This window comes from Photorhabdus stackebrandtii, assembly GCF_011189495.1.
Lineage (GTDB): Bacteria > Pseudomonadota > Gammaproteobacteria > Enterobacterales > Enterobacteriaceae > Photorhabdus > Photorhabdus khanii.
Genome location: NZ_PUJV01000024.1, coordinates 1 through 21,633, shown reverse-complemented (window position 1 = coordinate 21,633; position 21,633 = coordinate 1). Strand labels below are relative to the sequence as shown.

Sequence of the window (21,633 nt, the reverse complement as noted above, 5' to 3'; positions counted from 1 at the left end):
AAGGAGTTGAATATCTCATGCCTGTCAGGTCGGTCTTCTGGCTTAGCGTCATCCTTCCCCACCACCTTCCCAGTCATTCCGACCAGTGGTATCAGCGGAGTCGTCAGCATTACAGCAGCGGGGGCTGCGGAGGATTTTCACCCCCTTCCCAACCACACCATTGAAGTGCAGTATTAACCCGACAGCGGTTTATTTATTTTTAACGTAGACTATTTACTAAGTTATTAAATTATTAGACAGCTAATGATATATATCCATCTCCATCACAATAACCTTATTAACCCCATTGAATTAAGATGCGAATTAAATATATATTCTTCACATCAAGAAGACGGTTGGATTTATTATTCTCGATGACAATTTTATACAGCTTATAACGAAAACCACCGCCAATCTGGTAACAGCGATAGTAACAACACCACAACAGATTAATCGTTGATCATAATCAACTATCTATTCATATCATATAAGTTTATGATGAAGCTTGTCATAAAATAGCTTCTTACACCCTCTGTATAACCGAATCACAATGAGAACTGCCGATGTTATTAGATACCACAGTCCCCCGCATTCTTGGCGCCTGTTTTTATTACTCACCACTGTCAGAACAAGTCCGTCCACTAATTTCATTGCTGACAGATATTGATAAATTATTTCCCTGGTCAGATAGCGAAAAAATAGAAAACTTGACGAAAAAAATCGCTGCCTTGCCGGCAGAATCCTTGCAATATGACTATTCTATCTTGTTCGAAGGACAAGGGGCCATGCCAGCGCCGCCTTGGGGATCCGTTTATCTGGACAGAGAAAACCTATTATTAGGTGAAAGCACATTGGCTTACCGGGAATTTCTGGCGAAACAAAATATGATCATGTCCAGTCAACAACGGGAACCGGAAGATCAATTTGGCTTGATGATGCTGGCCTTGGTTTATATTTTAGAACAAGGACATAAACCTGCTGCGCGTACACTGCTGGAACAGCACTTACTACCGTGGGCATATCGTTATCTGGAACTAACTGAGGAGGCCAAACTGGAAAATGACTTTTATCCCATTTTAGCCACTATTGCTATTGACTATTTGAAAACACTACAAACTGAACTGAAATTGATTCCGACAAAACCAGAATTATTTCGCTAACATTTTTATTATTCCTCAATCAATGCTCCGGATGAGAAATTAAGTAACAGCTAACCAACTCACATTCTCCCGGAGCTTAAATTCTATTTAATCAATTCATCATTTATAACGATGAACCTATACCAGAAAAACCCTTATCGTCAGCTTTCGTTCCATTGAACGTTATAGCCCTATTGCCGTATATAAAACTGTTCAGCTGATTTTTATGTTATTTATTATTGAGTAAGGAACACAGGCACCTAATAGAATGATTTTATGCGTTAAAAAAATGTTTATTAATTCATAAATTAGTAAGCATTAAATACTCCAAAAGAGGATTTATTAAAATCCTAAAAAAAGTTTAGCCATAAACATCACTTTATTGAACGTCTGATTTCGTTACATGGAAATATTAAAAATGTAAACAACCTGAGGTCAAAATATGAAAAAAATCTTTTTAGCCACTCTTATTACAGGGATTGTATCAACAAATTGCTTCGCACAAACACTCCCAGAAGGCAAAAATGAGCATATTGCTCATCTGCAATACAACACCAGCAACAACGAAGCTCCGCTATTAAAATCGACAGATCCGGGTGCTGAACGATTCAAACATGTTGGGAAATTAATCACTAATGGTCACTGTACCGCTACACTCATTGCTGGCTCAGAAAAACCGGATGCCAATCAACAGGCGCTTATTCTCTCCGCAGGCCATTGTCTTGACGATACCTTAGACACAAACGAGGTAATTATTGATAAGCCTGCGGATCCTGGTTGGACATTTACACCAAATTACTTTATTGACTTGATCGATAAACATCAACCTGTTGATATTGATAAAGTTTTATACGCAACCATGAAAGGCGGAGACCTGGCAGTTTTCAGACTGAAAGCAACTTATGGAGAACTGGCAAAGCGTGGAATACTGCCGGTGACATTACAAAAAGAACTTAAGCCATCAGATCAGGCGATTGAACTGGCTCATATACCTGTCAATGGTGTAGAGGGTGATAAACGTTACCTGCGATATTCCGATTGCCACATTCTTGGAGAAACACCGCTTTTGTATGAACATGTGTGGAATTGGACACCAGGTGTTTCTGTTGATTGTGCTGGTGTTTCTGGGGGAACCTCTGGTTCGCCGGTCATATTGAAAAACCAATCTAAGATAATTGGCGTATTAAATACCACCGTCACACCGGGTTACAGTGGTTGTGGACTTGGCCGGCCTTGTGAATTAGCCGATGATAAAGGTTACTCACGCGAAGGCGCCAGTTACTATATGCCTGTCGACAAAATTGCACGTGCATTTACCCGTGATGGAAAACTGGATTTAAACAAACTTGACGATGGAAAAGGGATCACAATTAGCGCCAGTGGTCCTCTTATTACTCAAAGCACCGTTAACGGCAGCGCTGCTACATGGAATTTACGACTGGGTGAAGATGGTTTCGATAAAATCCGCTATAAGAAAGGACTTGCGAGTAATACTGATTGCTCAAATCCTAAAGGATACAGCAAACCTTTTTCAGTCACTGCGCAACCTCTGGATAAACTCACCGTTCCTTCTAAAGAGGGGGTTTATGCAGTATGTGTAATTGGGAGACATACTGAAGATAAACGCTGGCAGGATACGTCTAACGCGTCAGTAAAATTACGTGAAATTGATAACACTCCTCCGTCAATAAAACCAGCAATAAGATTAATCTTTGAAGCGGATGACAGATGGGTTGTTAATCCCATATTTAATCAATGGGAAATTGTTGACTTACGTATAAAATCAGGTCCTCTGGAATCTACGAAGTGTGACGATTACACCGGATATTCTATCTATAGAAGAATACCGATCTCTCTTATGAAGAAAAATTCCCCAGTACGTTTTTGTGTATATGGATTGGATCAGGCGGGTAATAAAGGCCCAATAAATCATAGTGATTTTAGTATTAAGAAATAAGTCTTTAAAATTGGCCAGCGTTTGCTGGCCTTTTTTATCTCTACTGATAAATATAAAATACGAATTATACTTACGACACTAAGGATTCAAGATAACAACTAATTAATGGAGAAAATAAATATTTTATGTAATCAAGCAACACCTGTTAATATCTATAAAAATATCCTCTATACGTATTAGATGTGATAGAAATCAGCATATCCATGAGTCAAGTAATAACCAAAATAACGATTTGCAGAAGAAATTATTAACTTAATATCCTATGAAGACGATCTTATGGATGATAGTTAGCTCACAAAAATCACTTGATGAGGTTTCAAATAATTTCATTAAAGGAGCCTGTAACATGACAATATCGAAAATTTTAACTGGTGCAGCTATCGTGGTTTTATCTTCGTCAATATCTTAAACGCTGGCGTGGTATAGCAACACGATATGCGAGAAATAGTCAATCTTTCCTCGCCGCTGTTCAGATCCGTTGTCTCGCGCTCTGGCTACAAATCTCATGACGATATTTTATAGGGGCTATTGACGTTTTGAGAAGAATTTTTAAATGAAACACCCAGAAAGCCGTTAAAACTGTTAACTGCGGTTGACAACACAAAAGGTTGTATTATAGAAATAAATGAGGGGTAAAATGATTAAAGTAAATCGAACGCCCGAAGTAGAGAGATGGTTAAAATCTTTGAAAGACAAAACCACAAAAGCAAAAATCATTATAAGAATTGATAGAATGAAAGAAGGTAATTTCGGAGATGCAAAACCTGTTGGGAGTTGAATGTCAGAATTAAGAATTCATCAAGGGAAGGGATACAGGATATATTTTGCTAATAGGAATAATGAAATAGTTTTGTTGCCTTGTGGTGGCGATAAAAATACACAACAACAAGATATCAAAAAAGCGAAAGAAATAGCTAAAGAATGGGGATTTTGACATGAATAAAGAGCTTAAAGAGTTTGATGTTACTGAGTTTTTAAATGATGATGAAGATATTCAAACCTATTTAAATGCAGCGATAGAGGAAAATGATACTAAATATTTATTGCATTAGGCAATATCGCAAGAGCAAAAAATATCAGCCAGCTATCAAAACAAGTCGGAATGAGTAGAGAGAGTATTTATAAAGCACACTAAGTGTGTTCTGATGCTGGTCAATAGCTTCTTGGCCGATTCGATCTTGCTGCTGGTCATTTTGGGCTTGCGCCCACCCCTCACTTTGCCTTCAGGGGTTGTAAGCCGGACAATGGCATTCAGTTAAGCTCTCATAACTGGGCTCCATAAGATGTACACGAAACGTCAACAGCCCCTAGGTAACTCTCTAATTGATTCTGGTTATAACACTTCCCGTGAATTGGAATACCCCATAGTTTACCAATATATGTGATTTATTTTAGGTTGTTTTCTAAACGAAAACTGACCGAAATTCAACCGAATCCAATATTGCTTTTCATAATCGTCATTTTGGTCATTTATTGATACGTGAATATGCCCGATTTTTACCATACTAAATCCCGTTTCATGCTTTAACAGGCTGCCTTGACAAAGAATACTGTCAGTTAACGGGTTACAGAAAACCTTGGTTTAGTGGAAACCGTCAATTTAGCTAAAAATGCGGTGCCGGGCAGCCGGAAAGTGAACGGCAAGGCGTTGACTGGGGATATCAGTTTGAGTGCCGGGGATGTGGGGGCTTTTCCGGGAGTACTCTTTGGTGTAACCAATAATGGCCGATTCTCGGACGCAAATGAAAATGGTATCTATATTGTATATATCGCTAATCCTAATTCTGTAACTGATTTACCTGCTTATAACGGCGTGAAAATTTACTCGTATGGATTTCTTGTTGTATTTAAAAATAATGATCAGCAAATTCATCAAACATATTATTCCCATCAAGGCGATATCGCGACGCGACAAACATGGGGTGGGCCGGGGCAATACTTGCCCTGGACTATTCAATATAGTACGAAAAATAAGCCTTCTGCTGAGGATGTTGGGGCGGTGTCAGGTAAACAATATACCCATGATCTGACAATTCAATCGTCAGCTTGGGTGAAAATCGCTGAAGTCACAATGAAAGTTATGAGCACTATCAATATTAATATCGCTGGCGGTTCCGGGTACAACGTAGGCAGTTTTGACCAATGCGCTATCACTAATATGGTTTTAAGAACAGGAAATGGATATCCAGCCGGAATCAATGCGGTGATGTACACAACTAGTGATCGTGCCCCTACTGACTTGGCAACTGTTAATACATCTGGTGATAACTATGACATTTATATATTCATTGGCCCTTTTGCTCAAAACATAATTTTAAATGCTTTTGTATCAGATAATGCGACTGTTAATCAATTATTGAAGATAGCAGAGTTATCAGAAGTTCCTACAGGAGCGGTTAAGGGGAGAGTTTACTCTTATTTATTATCTGGAAAAGAAAACGATATCTATCCAACTGGCGCTGTAATTCCATGGCCGTTACCCAATCCCCCATCAGGTTACCTAACATGCAATGGCCAAGCATTTAATAAATCCCTATATCCACAATTAGCGGTGGCCTACCCATCAGGAACACTGCCTGATTTGCGTGGTGAATTTATCCGTGGCTGGGATGATGGGCGCGGTGTGGATAGTGGTCGTGGCATTTTAAGCTTACAAAATCAACAAGTTCAGTTTCATTCTCATCTTGCCGGCCATGGCGGGCGAGGACAAGGAAACTTTGGTATAACAAAGGCATGGGCATACCCAGGCTCATACCATGATGATTCGAAACAAGCATTACCGTTTACAAACAACGGTAGTGATTTTGATGGATTTACAAACAATGGTGCTGTTGGTGCAGAAACTCGCCCCCGCAACATCGCATTTAACTACATAGTGAGAGCAGCATAATGACAGAACAAAAATACTCTTTAGAACCAGAAATGGCAGAATTAGGCAAAGACAGACTGGCATCTAAAGCCGGTTGGATAAATGTTTACCACACCGATCAAATGACAAGGGAGTTTACCGGCGCTGATATTGAATATCTGATGCTCGGTATCGGTCTATCAGCCGGGGCTTATCCTGATGCTCCAGAGCTACCTGGTTCCCATGATGAAGCGATTTGCCGTAGCACAGATGGAAAGTATTGGGAAATCTTACCGGATTATCGAGGAAAGACAGCTTACGATACCCAAACTTGTCAAAAACGTGAGATAACAGAAATCGGTGAGTTACCCGATACGCTAACGTTTAAGCAACCCAATACCCATTTTGACAAGTGGACCGGTAAAGAATGGGTAATTGATGAAGCTGTTCTGAAAGCCAGCCAGATTGATCAGGCAAAACAGCAGCGTATCATACTATATCAACATGCAAATGAAACCGTTATGTTACTACAATACTCTGTTGATACTGCATTAGCCTCTGAGGAAGAAAAGGTGCTGTTGCTTGAGTGGAAAAAATATTTAGTATTGTTAAGCCGCGTAGATACCTCATTGGCTCCTGATATTACATGGCCGGAGATGCCAAAATAAATCACGTATCTTAATAAAATGCACGGTGTGCCAAGTTTTTTTAATTTACATGGCACATTTTTCATTTTATGCGGCTTATGCGTAATACCACATTGACAGTCACAGCGTTTGAGAGAGGCATTTGTTACATTAAAAAATAAGATAGGAACTGAGTTGGTAGTCATGATTATGGTTGTATTTCTTTTCTTAACCGAGTGCACACTTATCAGGAAAGCGTTAAGTCATGCGGTTTTTCAGTTCCTCGAACATCAGAAAAAACGTAAATTCCTAGTTTCTTAGCTGTAGTACTAAAAAATTTGACCATAGAATGACCTCAAATATTTGGCAATGAAATTCAGAATAAATGCTAATGTATTGTTTGAGAATACATAAAAATTTTGTCTTTTTATTGAGTTATGTATTAAGATAATAATATTGATAAACTACGTTTTGGAATTACCAATGATTACGGAATTAGTAAAGAAAAATATATCATGGAGTACTTTTTTAGTTGGAAGCTACGTTTCTCTTATCTATCTAACTGGTGTTACCAGATATAAGAACCTTTTTCTTATATTGATGCTAATAACATCAATTTTTTATCTATATAAAAACCCCAAAATATACTTTGGCGCATTAAGGAATAAAATATTTTTTGCACTGTGTTTTTTTGCTTTTGCAGTAATTTATTCTATTTTTATATCGAAAAATCCTGAACTTAGTTTCAATGAAATGAAGACGCCATTCTTTAGAGATGTATTCTTTGTTTCTATTTTAATATTTTTTTTGTTATATAAAGAGGATAACCTAAAAATAAATAAAATGATCTTATGTGGTTTTTTTATAGGGTTATTTCTGATAACTTCAAAAGAAATTTATTTATATTGCATGGATTACAAAGATAATATAATGCCATTTTCTAATTATAATCATAGAAGTGTCTCGGATGGCATTGTGTTTTTCTTTCCTGTTTTACTATCTATTTGGTATCTTATTAAAAAAAATAACTATTTTAGACTGCTAAGTATAATATTATTTTCTATTTTAGTATTATTTGCATTACTAGGAACTCTTTCTAGAGGTGCTTGGCTTGCTGTTTTCTCCATGTATATACTTATTTTGTTATTAAATAGAGATTGGAAAATATTCATAATCACATTAATCTTGGGAACTGCCATTTTCTCGATAATAAAATTAGAAAAAGATAATAATAAATCTTTACTTTTAACAAAAATGGAGCAACTAGACAGCAGCCATAGATATAAAAATGGCACTCAAGGTTCTGCTTTAACGTTAATATTAGAGAATCCTATTTGGGGGTATGGTGCGGGAAATAAAATATACGATTCTGTATATAATAGTAATGTCGTTAATCATAAAGAATGGACATTTGAAAACTCATTAGGCCCACATAATATATATCTTACAGTTTGGTTTTCATCAGGGATTATTGGAATTTTATCCTTTTTATATCTTGTATTTACATATATAAAAGAGGCGGCGATATTAGTTCTAAGTAAAAACAAATACACAAAGCAAGCTTCAATCATGCTAGTGGTTTCTTTTATTGGATATTTTATCGTTAGAGGTAATTTCGAAAGCGTTCACTTAAACATATTAGGTGTTTATCTGGGATTTTTAATGTCAGTTATAGCTAATAATGATAGCCGTCTTAGTTGACGGCTTTATTCTATAACCATTCATTTAAAACATCTAAAAGTTTATTACTGATGTTTTCCCAATCGTAGCTATTAAGTGCAATTAATTTAGCTTGATTGGCAATAATTTTCATATTTGGATCATTTAGTGTCTCATTAATATCTAAGGAAATACTCTCAACAGATAAAGGTTCTTTCAAATGGAAACCCGTTTTATTATGTATAACAAATTCTTTTATTCCACCTCTAGGGCTTACAAGAACAGGAGTTCCACTGGCCATTGATTCTAAAGCTACCATGCAGAAAGCTTCATCCGCTAATGATGGAATTACTGTTAAGTTGGCTAGTGGATAGATTTTATGCATATTTTTAGGAGAAATATTTCCCGCAAGTATACAGAATGAATTCATCTTTTTAGCTTGTTCAATGACTTTTTTTCTATAATATTCACGATCTCCTTTCTTCTTATTTTCATAATCTCCTACAATAAGTAATTTTATATTTTTTATTGTATTTTTCAATATGGTTATTGATTCCATTAGTTCAAGGACACCTTTACCTTTATCTAACCTTCCTGCATAAAGAATAATAGTATCTTTATCTTGTAAGTTAAACTTTCCTCTATTCCAGCATTCACTAGAATCATACATGCTTTTACTAATACCATTAGGAACTACCTTTACATTAATACCGGGAACTTCTTTTTTAAAAAAATCGGCTAAAAAAACACTTGGTGTAATTAACTTTGTTTTGAAATCAAGGTGTTCTGTATTTTGTTTATTATGCATGTGAAGAATCATTAATTCTTCCGGATAATACTCTTTTATTTCGTTATACAATCTAATAGAGTTATGAACTATTAATATCGAGTCACTTTTTTTACTTATCTGATAAGCTTTTGAGGCTATTCTTTTACTATAAGGAAATGGATCTAACCCAGTCCATTTTTTAAATACTCTTTTGTAAATACTACTAATGTGAACTCTATATATGGTAGATGTCTCATTTATTATTTCTATTTTTCTTTCATTGCGCTCTCCCTTACAAATTATTATATTTTTAACGTTTGATTTTTTTGCCACATTATAAATCCACCATTCAACAGCAGCCGAGTAGGTAGGAGGGATAGAGTGAAATTCTGGAGCTACAAATATAATTCTTTTCATAATAATATTTCCTCTTTGATAATCATAGTCAATTCATAAATATTTAGATACTTTTATTTCATTATTATAAGTGGCATAGGGGCTGAATCCAGACTGGGGCTAATGAGATATAAATATACCTTCATATTTCACAGCATTTTTATTTTGCCCTATTACGTAGTCAGCACTTACTATTGGGGGCCTGTCTCCCCGATAGCGTTGTTTGCTTAACTGTTGAAAATCAGAGGCATGTGAATTGATAAACCTCTTATTTACTACACTATGTATTCTTATCATATTTTTGCATAATTGATGGTTAAGTTACTAAAGAGTACTCAGAACTTACCCGTTTACAATCTCTGCTTTACCGAGATATCAGCTTATTCTAAATTACATAACGTAAGGATACATAATAAGTTATAGAGAAGAGTTTAGCTAGATAAAAATTGGATTTTAGTTCCCTCTGTTTTTTTGGGGTGATTATCTTATTTATGGAGTCCTTTCTTCCGTAGTCGCCCTTATGTCCTTATCAGGCTGACATATGGTTATCTGTACTTTAGTTCTATTCTTTCTTGTTTTACACAAACAAGAAAGAAATTGATAACTGCGATCCCTGAGAATTACTATCTATTGCGTGGATCTTCATATTCAGCCTGTCAGTATTAGAATTAAATGGAATAGTTAACAGAAAAAGGTGTTGTCTATGCTCCTACTGTAGAATTGAATAAACATCTCAAACTCCGGTTTGAGATTAAGAATGTAAAATCAGATGGTGTAACCTACAACCAATCGGCAGAATACTGAGCCTGTAAAATTAAAGTGATCTACCTCGGTGGACTACGAAATGGCAGCATAATAGGTGGGAATAATCTCAGAGGAGACAGACTAAATAGGATGTTTTATTATTGTCATCAGGCTGCATAGGCAGCCCTTATTGTTATCATTCTGGTATCTTGGGCCATTCAATATCAGGCGCTAGTGAAGTATCAACACGGCTCAGTAATACCAGATACTTTTTCCAGTTCAGGAGTTGTGCTTTTTCTTCTTCTGAGGCCAGTTCAGTCTCGACAGCATATTGTAATAAAGTAGTGGCCTCATTAGCTCGTTGGCAAAGTGTGGCACGTTGCTGCTCTGCCTGTTTAACCTGACTTACTTTCAGAGCGTCTTTATCAGTTACCCACTCTTTACCGGTCCACTTATCGAAATGAGTTGCAGGTTGTTTGAAGGTCAGGGTTTCTGGTAATTTACCCAGCTCAGTCACTTCTTGCTGTGCCCGAGTTTGCTTGTTGTAAGCAATTTTTCCGCGATAGTCTGGGACAGTTTCCCAACACTCACCGTTTTCACTGCGACAAACGGCCAAATCATCAGACGTCGGTAGCTCTGGCGCATCGGGATAAGCACCCGCTGATACGCTGACACCCAACATTAAGTATTCAATATCAGCACCTGTAAATTCTTTTGTCATCTGATTAGTATGGTAAACATTTATCCAACCGGCTTTCTCGGCTAAACCATCTTTACCCAATACTGCCGTTTCTGGTTCTAAAGAGTATTTTTGTTCTGTCATTATGCTGCTCTCACTATGTAGTTAAATGCGATGTTGCGGGGGCGGGTTTCTGCACCGACAGCACCGTTGTTTGTAAATCCATCAAAATCACTACCATTGTTTGTAAACGGTAATGCTTGTTTCGAATCATCATGGTATGAGCCTGGGTATGCCCACGCCTTTGTTATACCGAAACTTCCTTGTCCTCGTCCGCCATGGCCGGCAAGATGAGAATGAAACTGAACCTGTTGATTTTGCAAACTCAAAATCCCACGACCACTATCCACACCACGCCCATCATCCCAACCGCGGATAAATTCACCGCGTAAATCCGGTAATCTTCCTGATGGGTATGCTGCCGCTAATTGTGGATATGTGGATTTATTAAATGCTTGGCCGTTGCATATTAGGTAACCTGATGGGGGATTGGGCTGCGGCCACGGGATGGGGGCACCGACTGGGATGTTACTTGCTGCGTCAATATCATCAAGAGTAGCTAATATACCTGACTTTTTGGGATGATAAATCTCTCCAGCCCAACGATTTCCATCCCAATAATCCAACCATGCTTTCCCTTGTCGCATGCCAAGCATGTGTATCTCGTTTCCATCCCGCGCAGAAACACGATCTGCAACCACACTCCCATTAACAGTCCCTCCAGATTTTGGATATGCCCCCACATCCCCGGCAGTAGGTTTATTATTCGGACTATAAACACGCAGCCCACTCTCGTAGATATATCTTTTCGCCCATATGTCTTGCCCGGATACAACATCGGCAGTGTCTCCGGATTTTACATATCCGGTTGCGTCCACATTCCCGTTCACGACCCCGCCAGATTTTGGGTACGCCCCCTTAGCCAAATTGACGGTTTCCACTAAACCAAGGTTTTCTGTAACCCGTTAACTGACAGCAATCTTTGCCAAGGCAGCCTGTTAAAGCATTAAACGGGATTTAGTATGGTAAAAATCGGGCATATTCACGTATCAATAAATGACCAACATGGCGATTTTGAGAGAAAGATATTAACCGTGATGGAATTATGAACATATTTTGAGTGATAAATCGGCGGATTTGCATGATGTACTTTCGTAGATCATACGACTTTCTACCTTCCAAATTCTTAAGAAGATAAGCGACATTACACTCCATACATTAATACTCCACTCTTTACTTTTGTGTTCTTCCTGTGAAGAGTTTTACAAAAACTTTTTTCTTCCTCAATTACTTGCAATATCTGGCTTTTCTGTTTCTCCTTTCATCAATACTGGCACTGTCTGGATCTGTGATTTTTGCATAAAATTTATGCAAGATTTTTAAGCGCCAAACTGGGCAAGCAGGTACGGTGTAATGACTGCTTTTGTCATTGCTCATTCCATCATGGATTCTATGCATTTTCTTATAAAATTAGCCTTTGAGGTAATTTAGCTTAAATGCTAATATTCATCTCAGGAGGAAAAAGAGTGTTTAAAGTTATTTATCATGATGAAGCAGCCAGGGAAGCCGATAGATTACCGAAACTCACAAAAGTGAAGTATGACCGGCTGGTTAAAAAACTGGAGGAAAATCCGCGTATCCTGCGGGAGCCGGATACAAAACCCCTTGGTGACGGGCTTTACGAGATCCGCACAATGGGTAACGACATCGCTCGCGGCATTTGGGTTTATGCGGTGGGTAGCAAGATCTATATGCTCCGTATCTTCATTAAGAAAACCCAAAAGACACCAAAAAACGAAATCGAGCTAGCTAAGCGAAGACTGGAGGAAATCAAACGTGAAATTGAAAACGCATGACGAATTACATGCTGAATGGATGAAAGACCCGGAGTACCAGGCAGCATACGAAGCAGAAGAGCGAAAAGAAAAATTACAGGCGCTGCTAGCTGAATGGCGTCGCAATGCCGGCATCACACGCGCCCAAGTAGCAGAACGTATGGGGGTTAAGCCGCCGACTGTCTCTCGCATGGAAAGCAATATCAATAAGGCCAGCATAGATACCCTTGCACGCTATGCCCGAGCTTGTGGTGTCGAAAAACTCCAAATAACACTTTAATTTTAGCCATATCCCTATCCCCCGGTATCTTTATCGTGAATTTTGATTAAGATACTGGGCATTAGGATTAACGTATTACGTTTTAGGTTTACGGCACAGGCTGTTACATAGTGCTCAAGTGCCGCAATTAGCTTTCATTGTTTTTTTCAACCTTAACTACCGCCGATGGGGTAATTCCTAGTCATTCGGCTAGCTACGAACTGTTAATACCTGCTTTCTGTTGCATGCTTTGGATCAGTTCGGAGTATATAAATTCTTCTTCCCTTAGCTTCCAGCTTTTCAAACGACAGTATCGTTTACCCCTCATTGTGAAATATCAGTTCAAATATTCATGTCCCTTTTAAGTTGGAAGGCATTAATTTGTAAGTACATTTAAATAAAAGGTCAATTTTGTTTATGGATTCATTATTTCAATCGTGCACTATATTATAGTGTTAAGAAGTGTGCAATTAATCTCCTATAATATCGTATGAATATAAAACTCGAATCATAAGCACCGCTCTGTTTTCGTGGATCAACATATCAATGGCTTCATAGTTATGAAGCCCAATATTACGAATGATAACATTTGCTTACAGATATAATATCAAATTCATCCCTTAATGAAAGAAATGGTGGAGTTTCCCACCATTTAAAATTCTATTTCTTTCTTATCTTCATAAATTTTCTTTTAAAACTAAATCGAACATTAGGATCTAATATGAAACTTAATGTAGACAGATTTTTTACTATCTTGTAGACAGAGTCAGAATATTCATTTGATAATTTATCTCCGAACTTATAGATAAGCTCTATAGCATGGCAAGCTGTAAGATTCCTAAACTTCTTCCCGAAAGTTTTATCATTTATTAAGATAACCTCTGCCATTATATTTACTTTAATTTCATTAATTGAATTAGAAAGACTTCCTTCCCTTTTTACATAATTATAGTATTTCATCTCAGTATAATGAATGTTATTACACTTGGCCAATAACAAAGGAAATGACAATGCATCCTCATAACAAGAGACTTCAGGGAAATTATTCCCAAAAAATAATTCCTTCCTGAAAAACTTCCCTATTGAATGTGCCTGAAACTTCTTATGAATTAAAAATTCTTTTATTGCTGTGTCTCTATGGAGTTCTACTGAGGACAGTAATTTTGATCTTTCTATTATGTCTGACTCTTTTCTTACTTCATTTAACTTACTAATAAGCATATCTGGTTTCTTATATGCCAAGAAATCTAAAATTTCTCTCATAGAGAAATCAGACAAAAAATCATCACCATCAACGAATGTTATATATTCTCCATTGCTTACTTCTACCGCATATTTTTTTACTTTTCCTAAGCTCCTAAATTCCTTTCTTATATAAATAAAGGATTCATTTTCCTTTGAGAATTTTTTTAAGATTGATGGAGTTGAATCAGAAGAACTGTCATCTATCAGCAAAACCTCATAATCATCAGAAGAAACTTTGCATAGGCAATTTTTTATACTTTCTAAGCATCTTCCTATTAAATCTTCTAAGTTATGTGCTGCAACTATGATTGATAGCTTTTTGTCAAAATGTAAACGTGAACCTTGCATTATTCTCTCCCTTGTATTATCTGACTGACGCCATTAAATATTAAGTGCTGATTTCACTCTTTTTAAAAAGTTTAAATCATATAAATTGGAAATTGACATTTTTATTGTACGGTTATCAGTTAGTTTTTTTCCGTTAATTATATTCTGTAATTTAATTACTAATTCATGGGGTTTATCAACAGGATATAGCTCACCATTAATTTCATCTTTTATGATATCAGCAGGGCCAGTTTTGCAATCAGAACTTATACAGTATATACCTTGAGCATTAGCTTCTCCTAATACCATAGGGAATCCCTCAAAGTTTGAGGTTAATAACAGAACTGTAATTTCTTTAATTTCATCGATAATATAATGCCATGGCTCATTATGCCACCCATGCCATATTATATTGCTAGTTATATTTAGACGGTCCGCTACGCTACGTAATATTTTTTCATCACGACCGCTGCCAACAATATTTAATTCCCAATCACCATGAACTTGCGATAATGCCTTAAACATACCACTAATATTCTTATCATCATCGGTTAATCTGCCTACATATAGAAATTTGGTTATATTCCCACTTGGTCGAGGGATAGTTTCGCTTTTCTGAGAAACAGGGTTAAAAATAGTAAAAATTTTATCTGGATTAACACCTCTATCAATAAGTTGCTGAGTTATACCTGAACTAATAGACAGGTGATAATCGGCTTTTATTACATAAATATTTTTATACAATTGATCAAGAGAAGAGTGAATCCATGAGAATATAGGGGTTTTAGAAAAAATTAATTTTTTCGCCAAACTTGTTATATAGCAACTTAGCGGATCTATTGCAATAACGATATCCGGCTTTTCTTTTCTCATAAATTTAGAGAATGAAAAGGCAAAGTGTATTCTGCGAACCTTTGTATTATATATCCCAGAGTGGATGCGGTGAAACGACATTCCATTTAACCATCCATCATCTATTTCAACAGATTCCTGGCGGATATCATTAATAAAAAGAAAACTGATATCTAATTGTAGACTCTCTTTTGACAATAGAGCCACTAATTTTTTGCATACAGTTTCCCTTCCTCCGAAGCCCGGCATATCGTAGGCTACAAGAACAATTTTTTTAGCTTTCATAAGTTAGTCTAATCTTGTCATTATTACCTGTTAATTTTATCTAAAAATCAGGCTCAACACAAATTCTGTTTGTATTTTTCGCAGTATGGAGTTTATTTAGGAATTTCATCTGATGGCAATGAGCTGTATTTCATGATGTTATTACTAAAATTCAAAACATTATCTTGGTTTTCACATATTTCATTAGACAACATTTTACAATTTTCAAGTATTGTAGGCTCTTTGATACCTGTCCATTCTGAAAATAGTGTTAAGAAATTCATTGAATTTCTTTAAGCATTAATAACTTTCCGTGATGTATCATCATAAGATGTAATAAACATGGGGACCTGGTAATTTTGCTTATATTTATCATTATGAGCAAGCCTCATCTTCTCAGTATTTTTCTCAAAGAAAGAAACGCCATGATCAGCAAAATACATCAAAGACCAATCATTCTCATTTTTCTGCACTTCATCAGTAATTATTGACAATAAGTTATCAATGTTTTCAATACTCTGTATATAGCAAGAAATCTGCTCTGACTTAAAAAACACTTTGTATTCATAATTTGTTCGGGTACAAGCAGGAGAGTGTGATCCCATTAAATGGATAACAATTAATTTTTTGTCTTTCTTATCTTCTAGGACTTTTTTCACAATGGGTATTATATTTGTATCAGGCATACTTCTGTTAAGACCAGAACTGGATTCGCCTTTTTTAATAAACAATGGAGAATCGGCTCTTGCTCCCATACTGGCAACCGGAGTATCAAATAACCCCATCGAACCTTGATTTGATATCCAATAGGTATAAAAGCCAGCTTTTTTCGCCAGTGTAACAATATTATTGCTTAAAATCTCTTTACCATCTTTGACCATTGCTAGTGAGCTTGCCAGTGATATCTGGGTTGATGGGCCTGCTGAGATATAATTTGTAAAAAGCGTCCCATTCGCAGTGCTCATAAAAGGCGTATTGTGTATCGGGAACCCATATGCATTCATAAAATCTCTACGCACACTCTCCCCAATAACAACGACGTAAGTGTTATATTTTGACTGTGTTGATACTGCTCCCCATGTATCTTTCTCTCTCAATATTTCCTGCATTTTTTTATATTCATTTTTTACCCTTATAAAGTTTATAGTGACATCTTTGACTACTCTGATTTCAGGAAGACCTGAGTCAAAGATATTAAATTCTTTGCCCTCTATAAAGGATTTTAAAGGGTGGTGAATTATTGTGATTAATATAAAAGAAAATAGAAAAACATTAATCTTTTTATATAAATTAATGCTTACCTTTAGCGATAAAAGACAAAATATCAAGATAAGCGCACTAAAAAGATAATATCCAATTGGAATAGAAGAGATAAACTCACTGGTTTCTTGTTCGTTTGTATAAAATAATGAAAGAATCGAATTGAAGTTTGGTGATCCATATGTAAGCCCAATAGGAGCATAAACGAGAGTTGCTATACCAAGGACAATCAGAAGAGTTCTATAGACTATAGTAACCTTGTTTAGTAATAGAAAAATAAAGAATATAGCGAATACATACGCTATTTTTAAGCGATAGCCTAAAGCTATATGAGCTAAAAGGCAAAAAGCGAATAGTGCAATAACTGGTAATAGCTTGATTAGGTGGGATTTTGTAAGTTTCATATTAATATATCAATAGAACATCGTGTAGTGGTAAAAAGTAGTTTAGCTTTCGAAAAACAAGAAAAACTGAGATTCAATTTCTTCATTCAGACAGATTTTCTACTAATACTATACTATGTATTTTTCATCATGTGAATAAGAGCAATATAATTATTTTATCTTTGATACTTTAAACCTGAATACTTTACCTATAATATACAAAACCCCACACAGTGTATAAACATCAATATAGATTCTCAATTTACACCATGCGTTAATAAATCACAGCAGAGGGGTAAAGTAAATAAGATAATTATTAAATACACGGATATAGGCTAACTCTTGCCGTATTTAGTCCCATTTAATATTTTAAAAAGCCGACTTTACAATGATCGCTGTGAATTAATGAGTTATAAAAAATATAGTTAAAAAGGGGATGATTATTCTGCAATTGAACTCACCAATGCCTATATTGATCCCCTGCAACTGATAGCAATCGGGTAAGCCTTCTCATCTTTCGCCCAGTATTTTCATCAAACTTCACGATAAAGATACCGGGGGATATGGCTAAAATTAAAGTGTTATTTGGAGTTTTTCGACACCACAAGCTCGGGCATAGCGTGCAAGGGTATCTATGCTGGCCTTATTGATATTGCTTTCCATGCGAGAGACAGTCGGCGGCTTAACCCCCATACGTTCTGCTACTTGGGCGCGCGTGATGCCTGCATTGTGACGCCATTCAGCTAACAGCGCCTGTAATTTTTCTTTTCGCTCTTCTGCTTCGTATGTTGCCCGATACTCCGGGTCTTTCATCCATTCAGCGTGTAATTTGTTATGTGTTTTCAATTTCACGTTTGATTTCCTCTAATCTTCTCTTGGTACTACAGCCGTACTACTTCCTTTTTCAACAGAAGAGACATTCATAGAAAAGTTTAATTCATATAATTTCTCAGGGTTGTGAGCATCAAGGAAAATGCAACTTTCTGGTATCTACGGCTGTAGTATTAGCATCGGATACACCAGAATATAAAGCGGTACCTTTGTCGTCGTCGCGAGTGGATTATTTCAGTATCCTGCCGCAGGTAAGCTGGTTGAAATTAGTTTCGCGGATGGCTGACCTGATAAGCCTATGATCAGACAAACATTGCAAATTGAACAGGCATTACCGAGCATTAAGCCCGGCGAATGGTCGCAACAACAGCGCGTTGGTGCCATTGGTCAAAATGACGAAAAAACGGTGGGAGGTGCACTGATAGAGAAAATTACCGATATCCGCAGAAGTGTTGCAAGCGTGCATGAATTCGGTTCGTCGGTTCCATTGGGTAGCAACAGCATCAATATGTTAACTCTGTTGAGCAATATTCTTAATGTGGCTGACGAATTAGCAAAAGCGACGGCAAGCCACACACAGCAATATCGGCGCACCTTTAATTCAGAAAATTTAAACGCAATAGCCGGAAAAATACGCACTGTGAATAAGAAATACGAGGGGGTTCATTGATTAGTAAAATGCCCGAACTCTTAGTTAATATCCAAGAGACGGGCAGCAGTTAAACTATACTAATTTTGAGGTTGACGCCACACGCCGCCGCATAGCGTTCAAGTGTTGCAACACTGGCTTTCATCGGTTTTTTTTCAACCTTAGCTACTGCCGGTGGGGTAATTCCCAATCTTTCGGCTAACTGTGAACTGTTAATACCCGCCCTGTTTTTCATACTCTGTATCAGCTCGTAGAGTTCCTCTTCCTGCTTGGCTGCTTCATAAGCAGCCTGAGCTCCGGGGGATGAAAGGGCTTGCGCCCTGACCTCTGACCAAGGAATGCCTTTAACTTTCATTTGTCATCTCCTCTAATCTTTGCAATGCCAGTTTTATTTCTGACGCTGGGGTTTTTAGTGTTTTCTTGATAAATGTACGGAGTATGTAAATTCGTCGGCCAGTGGCATAAGCAAGAATGGTCCGGGTAATGTCTTTATTGCCAACTCTTATTTACTGATCCACGAAGATGGCGTGGCATTTATGATTCGAGCTTTATTATTGCAGGGGATCTATTGAACACGTTTTAACACTCTGTTGCATCCATGCACCAGAGTGTTAACTGAGTTCATGTCTTGCCGCTTCTGCCAAAAAGTGACTTCTGTCTCGATATTGTGCCGGACTTTCTTTGACGCGATTATCAATACGCTGAATGAGTGTATCAGGTAGTGAGATATTAATACGCTGCTGTTTTCCAGAAAACTCAGATAAATCAACATCGATAACAAACCAGCTATCAACGTATTGATATTCTGTGTTTTTTGCATAAACCAAATAGCCGGCATCCTGAATGTGTTCAACGGCTCTGCTGTTTGCGACCCTGTCTTCTACTGTTAACAAGATAGCCTCACGCGCCATTATCGCAATATCTTCTTTATTATCAGCAGCAGAGAAACAGCCATAATCTTCGGTACACAGCGCAGGAATAACCAGACCATACGCTGTATTTTCGTCTTTCGGCAACTCAACACCTACTGAGAAAAACATGATGACCTCCAAAGTTGGCGGGGATTAAATCCCCGCCATTTTCTTTATCGATTTGACGGTACCGATAGGCAGATCTTTTTTGGGATGCGGGACTGGGAACGTCTTTCCGGTTATAGGTGACCACCAAATTTGGTGACTCCCTCCGTTATGCCTTTTAAGTTCACACCCAACGGCAGTCAGCTCTCTTATCAGGTCAGTTGATTTCATATATCCTCCCAACCTGAGATTAATATACACACACACACACACGAAGTGAATTTATTTATCTCAAGTGAACTATGTCAAAATAATGGCTAAGAGATTTTCCAGTACATGATGTTGAAAAATATGACATTATGGCAGGTCTACGCCTAGAGTTCAGGGAGTCTAATCCCCTGGAGGAAAATGTATTACTTGGGATATGCTGTGATGCAGTTTCTGAGTTGGTAAAGCAAGACAATGCTAATTTTTTGCTTATTTGTCACCCAAAATTAGCTCATAATTCCCTCATGGCTAATATCTTTCTCTCAAAATCTCCGTGTTGGTCATTTATTGATACGTGAATATGCCCGGTTTTTGCCATACTAAATCCCGTTTCATGCTTTAACAGGCTGCCTTGACAAAGAATACTGTCAGTTAACGGGTTACAGAAAACCTTGGTTTAGTGGAAACGGTGAATCAAGCTAAGAATGCGGTGCCGGGCAGCCGGAAAATTAATGACAAGGCGTTGAGTGGGGATGTCAGTTTGAGTGCCGGGGATGTGGGGGCGTTTAAATTAGGTAGTAGCGGGGGTTATTCTTATAAAGATGGTGTTCCGTGGAATGCTGTTTCAGGAATATATAACTTAAGTTATTCTACTTATAGTGCGCTTATTGCTCATTTCAGTGATGGTATTGGGAGTTGTCCAGCATTTCAGTTGCATGTTGGTAACAGAAATTCTGGAATTGCTTATCGCTCTGCCCGCGATAGTTACGGGTTCGAGGAAGATTGGACTAATATCTATACAACAAAAAATAAGCCTTCTGCTGGGGATGTGGGGGCATACCATAAATCCGAATCTGATAATAAATATCAGCCAAAAGGGAATTACCAGCCTACAGGCAATTATTCCGTTCGAGGAGAAAGCTACACAAAACAGGAGTCTGATGGAAGATATCAGCCAAAAGATCGATCTTTTACTGTTGTTTATTCTGGAGTGTTACCGTCCAGAACCCCAGTAAATCTGGCAAAAAATATCTGGGGTAAACTGGTAATTTTAGAGAGAGAAGATGGCATTTTTTTCTTTTTTTACTGTATGTCCAGGGATGGTATTTATGCTATTGGAGGGGATAACTCAACAGAGATGAGGGTATCAGGGAATGGTAGTAAAATTGAATTCTGGGCGGGCGGTGTTCAACCAGTCAAAGTTTATATTTTGGAGTAATAAAAATGGAAATTTTTGTCAAAAAATTAATTTAGACCATTTTCAAACATTCCCTGAGTCAGAAAGTAGAGAGGATTTTTATTGTATTGAATTCGATGGCAGTTTTGATTAGATCTGTAATTATGAATTTAAAATCGAAAATGACGATTGTGCCATGTTTCCATCTAATAAATACCATGTAATCGCAGCTGAGAAAGAGCGGGAAAATATATTAACCACGGTGACCATGAAAACGCAACTGTTTAGCCCCAACATTTGATGGTGCAGGCTCTAAGATGCGTGGGATTTATGTGTTAAGCTAATTAACCTGAGGTTTGCTTAAGAAGGGAACTAAGTGCCTGAGGCACGATCAAAGTTTTTGTCAAAGAAAACAAAATCGTGGAGATCCTCAGGCAGGTTTAATTTAGAAGAACTTTACTGCTGCGTCGAT

At 37.3% G+C, this 21,633-nt stretch carries 21 protein-coding genes, 3 pseudogenes and 1 riboswitch; of the genes and pseudogenes, 13 read left to right on the top strand and 11 right to left on the bottom strand.

Annotated features, from left to right (window positions below; all coding sequences use genetic code 11):
- Positions 1-10: 10 nt before the first annotated feature.
- Positions 11-197, bottom strand: a riboswitch (cobalamin riboswitch).
- 345 nt (positions 198-542) lie between these two features.
- The 9 genes and pseudogenes from dmsD (at position 543) to rfaL (ending at position 8,250) form a co-directional block, all read left to right on the top strand.
- The gene (gene dmsD, locus C5470_RS16815; protein ID WP_166290824.1) at positions 543-1,139 is read left to right on the top strand and encodes a Tat proofreading chaperone DmsD; all 597 of its coding nucleotides are present in this window, start codon (positions 543-545) and stop codon (positions 1,137-1,139) included.
- Between the two features lie 421 nt (positions 1,140-1,560).
- Complete coding sequence (locus tag C5470_RS16810; RefSeq protein WP_166290822.1) at positions 1,561-3,075, top strand: trypsin-like serine peptidase; 1,515 nt, start codon at positions 1,561-1,563, stop codon at positions 3,073-3,075.
- Between the two features lie 401 nt (positions 3,076-3,476).
- Positions 3,477-3,584 (top strand): annotated as a pseudogene (locus C5470_RS16805) (IS5/IS1182 family transposase); the annotation flags it as partial.
- Between the two features lie 128 nt (positions 3,585-3,712).
- On the top strand, positions 3,713-3,853 hold the full coding sequence (locus C5470_RS23775) for a type II toxin-antitoxin system RelE/ParE family toxin (RefSeq protein WP_157890149.1): 141 nt from the start codon (positions 3,713-3,715) through the stop codon (positions 3,851-3,853).
- Positions 3,854-4,009 (top strand): type II toxin-antitoxin system RelE/ParE family toxin, encoded by a 156-nt coding sequence (locus tag C5470_RS23770; RefSeq protein WP_422631084.1) that lies wholly within the window; start codon positions 3,854-3,856, stop codon positions 4,007-4,009.
- Between the two features lies 1 nt (position 4,010).
- A pseudogene (locus C5470_RS23765) lies at positions 4,011-4,210 on the top strand (addiction module antidote protein).
- Positions 4,211-4,660: 450 nt separating this feature from the next.
- Entirely contained in the window at positions 4,661-5,965 is a 1,305-nt protein-coding gene (locus tag C5470_RS23425) for a tail fiber protein (protein ID WP_166290820.1), read from the top strand.
- Positions 5,965-6,591, top strand: a complete 627-nt coding sequence (locus C5470_RS16785; RefSeq protein ID WP_166290818.1) for a tail fiber assembly protein — start codon at positions 5,965-5,967, stop codon at positions 6,589-6,591. Before C5470_RS23425 ends, C5470_RS16785 begins: the two co-directional genes overlap by 1 nt.
- Positions 6,592-7,032: 441 nt before the next feature.
- Positions 7,033-8,250 carry an O-antigen ligase RfaL gene (gene rfaL / locus C5470_RS16780; protein ID WP_166290816.1) on the top strand — a complete coding sequence of 406 codons (1,218 nt, stop codon included), beginning with the start codon at positions 7,033-7,035 and terminating at the stop codon, positions 8,248-8,250.
- 10 nt (positions 8,251-8,260) lie between these two features.
- Here the strand turns inward: rfaL and C5470_RS16775 are convergent, their stop codons facing one another.
- The 3 genes from C5470_RS16775 to C5470_RS16765 all read right to left on the bottom strand — a co-directional run bounded on the left by C5470_RS16775 (position 8,261) and on the right by C5470_RS16765 (position 11,746).
- Positions 8,261-9,394: a glycosyltransferase gene (locus C5470_RS16775; RefSeq protein WP_166290814.1), complete on the bottom strand. Its 1,134-nt coding sequence runs from the start codon at positions 9,392-9,394 to the stop codon at positions 8,261-8,263.
- A gap of 919 nt (positions 9,395-10,313) precedes the next feature.
- Complete coding sequence (locus C5470_RS16770; protein WP_166290812.1) at positions 10,314-10,940, bottom strand: tail fiber assembly protein; 627 nt, start codon at positions 10,938-10,940, stop codon at positions 10,314-10,316.
- Positions 10,940-11,746 (bottom strand): tail fiber protein, encoded by an 807-nt coding sequence (locus C5470_RS16765; protein WP_339916835.1) that lies wholly within the window; start codon positions 11,744-11,746, stop codon positions 10,940-10,942. The genes C5470_RS16770 and C5470_RS16765 overlap by 1 nt, the downstream gene beginning before the upstream one ends.
- A 636-nt stretch (positions 11,747-12,382) precedes the next feature.
- Between C5470_RS16765 and C5470_RS16760 the strand changes: the two genes are divergently transcribed.
- Positions 12,383-12,712, top strand: coding sequence for a type II toxin-antitoxin system RelE/ParE family toxin (locus C5470_RS16760; protein ID WP_166290873.1), 330 nt, complete (start codon positions 12,383-12,385; stop codon positions 12,710-12,712).
- Positions 12,713-12,731: 19 nt separating this feature from the next.
- Positions 12,732-12,971, top strand: a complete 240-nt coding sequence (locus C5470_RS16755; protein ID WP_036848469.1) for a helix-turn-helix domain-containing protein — start codon at positions 12,732-12,734, stop codon at positions 12,969-12,971.
- A 639-nt stretch (positions 12,972-13,610) separates the two neighbouring features.
- Here the strand turns inward: C5470_RS16755 and C5470_RS16750 are convergent.
- The 4 genes from C5470_RS16750 to C5470_RS16735 form a co-directional block, all read right to left on the bottom strand.
- The gene (locus C5470_RS16750; protein WP_166290810.1) at positions 13,611-14,543 is read right to left on the bottom strand and encodes a glycosyltransferase family 2 protein; all 933 of its coding nucleotides are present in this window, start codon (positions 14,541-14,543) and stop codon (positions 13,611-13,613) included.
- A gap of 33 nt (positions 14,544-14,576) precedes the next feature.
- Positions 14,577-15,659, bottom strand: coding sequence for a glycosyltransferase (locus C5470_RS16745; RefSeq protein WP_166290808.1), 1,083 nt, complete (start codon positions 15,657-15,659; stop codon positions 14,577-14,579).
- A 272-nt stretch (positions 15,660-15,931) separates the two neighbouring features.
- Positions 15,932-17,302, bottom strand: coding sequence for a phosphoethanolamine transferase (locus tag C5470_RS16740; RefSeq protein ID WP_242688051.1), 1,371 nt, complete (start codon positions 17,300-17,302; stop codon positions 15,932-15,934).
- 552 nt (positions 17,303-17,854) lie between these two features.
- A complete protein-coding gene (locus C5470_RS16735) occupies positions 17,855-18,094 on the bottom strand; it encodes a helix-turn-helix domain-containing protein (RefSeq protein ID WP_166290871.1) in 240 nt (79 codons plus the stop codon).
- A gap of 316 nt (positions 18,095-18,410) precedes the next feature.
- On the opposite strand from C5470_RS16735, the gene C5470_RS16730 reads away from it, so the two are divergent.
- The gene (locus tag C5470_RS16730) at positions 18,411-18,782 is read left to right on the top strand and encodes a hypothetical protein (RefSeq protein WP_166290806.1); all 372 of its coding nucleotides are present in this window, start codon (positions 18,411-18,413) and stop codon (positions 18,780-18,782) included.
- 49 nt (positions 18,783-18,831) lie between these two features.
- Here the strand turns inward: C5470_RS16730 and C5470_RS16725 are convergent, their stop codons facing one another.
- The 4 genes and pseudogenes from C5470_RS16725 to C5470_RS16710 all read right to left on the bottom strand — a co-directional run bounded on the left by C5470_RS16725 (position 18,832) and on the right by C5470_RS16710 (position 20,008).
- The gene (locus tag C5470_RS16725; RefSeq protein ID WP_166290804.1) at positions 18,832-19,116 is read right to left on the bottom strand and encodes a helix-turn-helix domain-containing protein; all 285 of its coding nucleotides are present in this window, start codon (positions 19,114-19,116) and stop codon (positions 18,832-18,834) included.
- Positions 19,106-19,267: pseudogene (locus tag C5470_RS16720) on the bottom strand (type II toxin-antitoxin system RelE/ParE family toxin); the annotation flags it as partial. The pseudogene C5470_RS16720 and the gene C5470_RS16725, both read right to left, overlap by 11 nt.
- Positions 19,268-19,372: 105 nt before the next feature.
- A complete protein-coding gene (locus C5470_RS16715) occupies positions 19,373-19,801 on the bottom strand; it encodes a type II toxin-antitoxin system HicB family antitoxin (protein ID WP_036848114.1) in 429 nt (142 codons plus the stop codon).
- Between the two features lie 24 nt (positions 19,802-19,825).
- Complete coding sequence (locus tag C5470_RS16710) at positions 19,826-20,008, bottom strand: type II toxin-antitoxin system HicA family toxin (protein WP_166290803.1); 183 nt, start codon at positions 20,006-20,008, stop codon at positions 19,826-19,828.
- 517 nt (positions 20,009-20,525) lie between these two features.
- On the opposite strand from C5470_RS16710, the gene C5470_RS16705 reads away from it, so the two are divergent.
- On the top strand, positions 20,526-21,203 hold the full coding sequence (locus tag C5470_RS16705; RefSeq protein ID WP_131818739.1) for a hypothetical protein: 678 nt from the start codon (positions 20,526-20,528) through the stop codon (positions 21,201-21,203).
- Positions 21,204-21,633 lie beyond the last annotated feature (430 nt).

Bases quoted from the DNA above. Each gene is read 5' to 3' on its own strand.
- C5470_RS16745 (WP_166290808.1), bottom strand. From the start codon at position 15,659: ATGAAAGCTAAAAAAATTGTTCTTGTAGCCTACGATATGCCGGGCTTC.
- C5470_RS16725 (WP_166290804.1), bottom strand. From the start codon at position 19,116: ATGAAAGTTAAAGGCATTCCTTGGTCAGAGGTCAGGGCGCAAGCCCTT.
- C5470_RS16750 (WP_166290810.1), bottom strand. From the start codon at position 14,543: ATGCAAGGTTCACGTTTACATTTTGACAAAAAGCTATCAATCATAGTT.
- rfaL (WP_166290816.1), top strand. From the start codon at position 7,033: ATGATTACGGAATTAGTAAAGAAAAATATATCATGGAGTACTTTTTTA.
- C5470_RS16740 (WP_242688051.1), bottom strand. From the start codon at position 17,302: ATGAAACTTACAAAATCCCACCTAATCAAGCTATTACCAGTTATTGCA.
- C5470_RS16775 (WP_166290814.1), bottom strand. From the start codon at position 9,394: ATGAAAAGAATTATATTTGTAGCTCCAGAATTTCACTCTATCCCTCCT.
- C5470_RS16730 (WP_166290806.1), top strand. From the start codon at position 18,411: ATGATCAGACAAACATTGCAAATTGAACAGGCATTACCGAGCATTAAG.
- C5470_RS23775 (WP_157890149.1), top strand. From the start codon at position 3,713: ATGATTAAAGTAAATCGAACGCCCGAAGTAGAGAGATGGTTAAAATCT.
- C5470_RS16810 (WP_166290822.1), top strand. From the start codon at position 1,561: ATGAAAAAAATCTTTTTAGCCACTCTTATTACAGGGATTGTATCAACA.
- C5470_RS16715 (WP_036848114.1), bottom strand. From the start codon at position 19,801: ATGTTTTTCTCAGTAGGTGTTGAGTTGCCGAAAGACGAAAATACAGCG.
- C5470_RS16770 (WP_166290812.1), bottom strand. From the start codon at position 10,940: ATGACAGAACAAAAATACTCTTTAGAACCAGAAACGGCAGTATTGGGT.
- C5470_RS16755 (WP_036848469.1), top strand. From the start codon at position 12,732: ATGAAAGACCCGGAGTACCAGGCAGCATACGAAGCAGAAGAGCGAAAA.
- C5470_RS16710 (WP_166290803.1), bottom strand. From the start codon at position 20,008: ATGAAATCAACTGACCTGATAAGAGAGCTGACTGCCGTTGGGTGTGAA.
- C5470_RS23770 (WP_422631084.1), top strand. From the start codon at position 3,854: ATGTCAGAATTAAGAATTCATCAAGGGAAGGGATACAGGATATATTTT.
- C5470_RS16735 (WP_166290871.1), bottom strand. From the start codon at position 18,094: ATGAAAGACCCGGAGTATCGGGCAACATACGAAGCAGAAGAGCGAAAA.
- dmsD (WP_166290824.1), top strand. From the start codon at position 543: ATGTTATTAGATACCACAGTCCCCCGCATTCTTGGCGCCTGTTTTTAT.
- C5470_RS16785 (WP_166290818.1), top strand. From the start codon at position 5,965: ATGACAGAACAAAAATACTCTTTAGAACCAGAAATGGCAGAATTAGGC.